We start from the raw sequence: 4,441 nt of genomic DNA, 5'->3' as shown, positions 1-4,441 counted from the left end.
ACGCTTGTGAGGCGGGGGGGCGGCACCGGAAGTCGGATTCACCGGTGCCGTCCCTGCGTCGACGCCAACTGGCGTCGTCAGAACCTTCAGCCGCCACCGGTCGAAGGCGAGCATGACCCGGAGGATGAGCCATGTGTGGATGCGAAAGTCGACATTTCCTTCTCGACTTCAGCCGAACCGCAAGCCGGGCAGTCGGGTTTCGCGGCAGCCCCCGTTTTCTGCAGGGTCTCGAAGCGGTGGCCGCAGGTCGTGCAGTGGTATTCATAGATCGGCATGAGGTGCACCTCCCAATGTATTCAGATTCCTGAATACAATAGCCCCTCCCGCTCAGGATGTCAATCTTCGGGAGGGGCTGGAGCGTCAGCGGCCCCGGGAGTGGCTCCGCCATTTAAGGATCACCTGTTTCCCGCCACTGTCAGCTCCTTGTAGGGCCACCCCTGCATCCCGTCCTCGAGGATGTAGGTCCTCTTCTCGGAGATCCCCTTCTGTTTGAAATAATCCCAGGTGTTCCTGGCACCGCCGCCCCCCCGCGGGCAGACGATCACGATGTCTTCCTGGGTAGTGGCCAGCTTCGAGATCACGGGGTCGAGCCGCTGTCTCTCCGCCTGCGACTTGGCCGGAAAGGCGTTGGTTTCGATCGCCCCTTTGAGATGGTGTTTCCTGAACTCGTCCGGCACCTGGATGTCCACTATGGAGACCTTTTTTCCGCTTTGCACCCACTGCTTAAGCTGGGCGGGTTCGACATAGTTGTAGCTGCCAGCCATGGCCGTCGTTGCCAAAGTCAGGGTCAGCAGGAGGGCGGGTCCGATTCTTCTCTTCATGGCATCTCCATTTCATTTCGGTGAGTTTAAAGCCGGCATTACGCCGGCATGTAAAGCGGCACCCAGGGCGCCGACAATTGAAGGTTCAGCCGGCACCAGCACCGGCACGCCCATGGCCCGCTCCAGCAACTGCACCATGGTCCGGTTCTGCGCGACGCCGCCGGTGAATACCAGGTGGTCGCCGCACCCGGCTTTGGCCACCATCCCGGCGAGCCGGTTGGCGACCGCGAGGTGGACCGACCGGGCGATCTCGGCGCGGGGCACGCCGCTGTTCTTGAGGGAGACGACCTCGGACTCGGCAAAGACCGCGCACATGCTGTTTATGCAACTCTCCCCGCAGGCTTCCTCCGCCGCCCTGCCAAACTCCTCCAGCTCATAACGCAGCGACACCGCCATTATCTCAAGAAACCGCCCCGTTCCGGCGGCGCACTTGTCGTTCATCTGGAAGTTGGCTACCCTGCCGTGCTGATCCAACCGGATGACCTTGCAATCCTGTCCGCCGACATCGAGGATGGTGCGGCACTTCGGAAAAAGGTGCCGGGCTCCCAGGGCATGGGCCTTGATTTCGGTGATGACCTGGACTGGTGCGTGCTGCTGCAGGAGATGGCGGCCGTACCCCGTGGCAACCACCTTGGCCTGCGGGTGCCGGGCCAGGTACTGCAGCGCCTGGCGGTGGGGCTGGAAGCCACTCTCCACCACGGTGTGGTAGAGGATCTCCTTCTCCCTGATGACTACGGATTTTATGGCACGCGAGCCGAGATCGATCCCGAGTTGCATGGTCAGCCCCTGATCTGCTCGATAAAGGCCTCTACCCGCGTCTGCAGCTGCCCTACGTCGTCGGGGGAATAGTCGCTCTCGATGGCCATGAAGGGGATCCCTCTCCGCTCGCAGGCCTCCCGCAGCCTGACCGCCTCGATGTTGTAGGTGTGGCAGAACTGCAGGCAGTAGTCGATGATCCCCTGAGCGCCGGAGTCGCGGTACTCCTTCAGCACCTGGTCGATGCGGTCGTCGTTGGGTGTGAAGCAGGAACAGTCGATCTTCATGTAGCGCTCGGTCAGGCGCTCGAGTTGCTGATCGACCGTGGTAGAGCCTTCCGCTATCAGGTCCTTGTAGTAGCGGGTGCCGATGCAGCTCTCCTCATTGACTACCACCGCGCCGGAAGTCTCGATGATGTTGTGCAGCTTCCAGTTGGGAAGGGCCATCGGAGTGCCGGAAACCATGATGCGAGGGGTCGATGCCGGCGCGACGGCCACCCCCTCCCTGACCCTCTGCTCCAGCTCGTCGCACAGCTCGTTGACCCACTGGGTGAAGCGCACCGGTTCGTCGTAGAAGGCGATCTGCTGGATCAGCAGCATGTCCTTCCCGCTGACCGGCGAGGGGTTGTGATGGCGCAGGGCGTTCAGGCGCTGCAGTGCGGCGCGTTTGGCGTTGATGGTGCTGATGCCGCCGGCGATGTCGTCGAAGGTCGTTTCCGTGCCGTATATCCGGTCCACGGAACTCTTGAATTCCTTCACCTCCTCCAGCCAGAGGTGCTTGTCCCGTTCCCGCTTCATCTGGGGGATTTCCATGACGTGCGTGGGGACGTAGCGGTCGAGGAGTTCCCAGGTCTTCTTCTTGGCGTCGCAGGTGGTTTCGCCGTAGACCAGGTCGACCACCTGGAAGTAGGGGCAGAGCTTGCCGACCTTGAAGCCGAAGGCGGACTTTACCATAGGGCAGATATTGCGCGGCAGGATCTTCTCGGCATCGGCGATGGAGCCTTGGGCGCCGCCGCAAAGGCCTATGCAGGCGCCCCCCGCCGCGAGGACCAACTCCTCAGGGACATAGACGCAGAAGGTGCCGATGACCGGCTTGCCGCTCTCCTTGACGGCCACGATCTCCTCGATGCGGCCGGTGTGGAGGTTCTCGATCATCCCGTCGAAGTAGGCCATGGTCGCCGGGCGGTTCTTCTGGGACAGGAAGATGTTGTGGTATGCCTGGGTCAGCATCCCCGGCATCCCGGAGAAGCGCGCCACATCCATCCCCAGCTTCTCCCAGAGTGCCGGGTCCGACTTCACTTGGAAATCATTCATAGTCCCCCCTTAATGGATAGTGCCACAGATATATGGGTTTTTGCATGTGCTGTCAAATTGATTGTTTCAATATATATGGCTTCTGCTATGGCTAAAGCCGATAGGGCTTGGGTCTGCTGTAGGAGCGCCCTCCGGGCGCGAATCATTGCGGATCGCGGCGGAGACGCCGTTCCTGCGACGGAGGCGGCCGGAGTATAAAAAAAGCCCCTGCGGAGGCAGGGGCTTTTGGCATTGGTTGGCAACGGAATCGATTGTGGAAGGAAGCACTAAGACAGGACCTTCAGGGTCACTTCTCCACATCCTTGTCGATGCCGGCGCGGCCGTCGTCGCAGGCCTCCTCCGGGGAGGTGGGCCGGCTGTAGCGGGGATCGCTGGTGGCAGTGATGCAAACCGGCGCGGGCTCTTCGGTAGCCCCTGCCGCCGGGACATGGTCGTGGCTCCTCCCTCCCTTGGGCGGGGTGTCACCTTTGGACGGCTGCCAGTCGGCCATGTTCCTGAGGATGTCGAAGCGGTTCATGATCTCCTGCTCCAGTTGCGCGCGGAGCTCGCGGGAGGCCTCGGGGTTCAGCTTCTCCAGGGCGGAGAAGCGGACCTCGCCGGAGAGGAAGGCCTGCAGCGAGCCGTCTGGCTCCTTCGATTCCAGGATGAAGGGGTTCTTCCCTTCCGCCTTGAGCAGCGGGTTGTACCGGTAGAGGGGCCAGTACCCTGACTTGACCGCCAGCAGGGTCTCCTCGATCGACTTGCCCATCCCCTTTCTCAGTCCCTGGTTGATGCAGGTCGAGTAGGCGATGATCAGCGACGGTCCGGGATAGGCTTCGGCCTCGGCGATGGCCTTCAGCGTCTGGTTCTTGTCGGCCCCGATGGAGACCGAGGCCACGTAGACGTAGCCGTAGGTCATCGCCATCCGGCCCAGGTCCTTCTTCAGCGTCCTTTTCCCCGCCGCGGCGAACCTGGCCAGGGCGCCGAGCTGGGTGGCCTTGGAGCACTGGCCGCCGGTGTTGGAGTAGAGCTCGGTGTCCATCACCAGGAGGTTCACGTCCTCGCCCATGGCGAGAACATGATCGAGTCCGCCGAAGCCGATGTCGTAGGCCCAGCCGTCGCCGCCGTAGATCCAGATCGAATTCTTGGTGAAGAGATCCCGGGAGGAGGCGATCTGGCGCAGCAGCGCGTTATCCCCCGCCAGCGGCAGCAGTTCCTTCAAACGGTCGCCGTGGGTGCGGGAGAGTTCCGCGCTGTCCATTCCCTCCAGCCATCCCGTCAGGGCCTCCTTGAGCTCTCCCGAGACGCCCCCCGCCAGGGCTTGCCGCACCTGGTCCGCCAGAAGCCGGCGGCGCTGCGAGATCGCCAGGTGATAGCCGTAGCCGAACTCCGCGGCGTCCTCGAAAAGCGAGTTGTTCCAGGCGGGGCCGTGTCCCTGTGCGTTCGCGCAGTAGGGGCTGACCGGGGCAGAGGCGCCCCAGATCGAGCTGCATCCGGTGGCGTTGGCGACCATCATCCTCTCCCCGAAGAGCTGGGTGACCAGCCTGGCGTACGGTGTTTCCCCGCACCCCG

General features: G+C 62.8%; 5 protein-coding genes. All 5 read right to left on the bottom strand.

Features of this window, described 5'->3' with window-relative positions; translation table 11 throughout:
• Window positions 1–86 precede the first annotated feature (86 nt).
• Complete coding sequence (locus tag AC11W3_RS08715) at window positions 87–275, bottom strand: FmdB family zinc ribbon protein (RefSeq protein ID WP_484088992.1); 189 nt, start codon at window positions 273–275, stop codon at window positions 87–89.
• Between the two features lie 120 nt (window positions 276–395).
• On the bottom strand, window positions 396–821 hold the full coding sequence (locus tag AC11W3_RS08710) for a rhodanese-like domain-containing protein (protein ID WP_484088991.1): 426 nt from the start codon (window positions 819–821) through the stop codon (window positions 396–398).
• Between the two features lie 12 nt (window positions 822–833).
• On the bottom strand, window positions 834–1,598 hold the full coding sequence (locus AC11W3_RS08705; protein WP_484088990.1) for an acyl-CoA dehydratase activase: 765 nt from the start codon (window positions 1,596–1,598) through the stop codon (window positions 834–836).
• Between the two features lie 2 nt (window positions 1,599–1,600).
• Window positions 1,601–2,890, bottom strand: a complete 1,290-nt coding sequence (locus tag AC11W3_RS08700; RefSeq protein WP_484088989.1) for a double-cubane-cluster-containing anaerobic reductase — start codon at window positions 2,888–2,890, stop codon at window positions 1,601–1,603.
• A gap of 286 nt (window positions 2,891–3,176) precedes the next feature.
• Window positions 3,177–4,441 (bottom strand): thiamine pyrophosphate-dependent enzyme (locus AC11W3_RS08695; protein ID WP_484092846.1); only part of this gene is annotated, 1,265 nt, incomplete at its 5' end.

This window comes from Geomonas sp. (assembly GCF_056994735.1).
The sequence above is the reverse complement of the archived record's forward strand: the minus strand, read 5'-3'. Positions and strand labels throughout refer to the sequence as shown.

Coding starts and splice junctions, on each gene's coding strand:
- AC11W3_RS08715 (WP_484088992.1), bottom strand. CDS start 275: ATGCCGATCTATGAATACCACTGCACGACCTGCGGCCACCGCTTCGAG.
- AC11W3_RS08710 (WP_484088991.1), bottom strand. CDS start 821: ATGAAGAGAAGAATCGGACCCGCCCTCCTGCTGACCCTGACTTTGGCA.
- AC11W3_RS08705 (WP_484088990.1), bottom strand. CDS start 1,598: ATGCAACTCGGGATCGATCTCGGCTCGCGTGCCATAAAATCCGTAGTC.
- AC11W3_RS08700 (WP_484088989.1), bottom strand. CDS start 2,890: ATGAATGATTTCCAAGTGAAGTCGGACCCGGCACTCTGGGAGAAGCTG.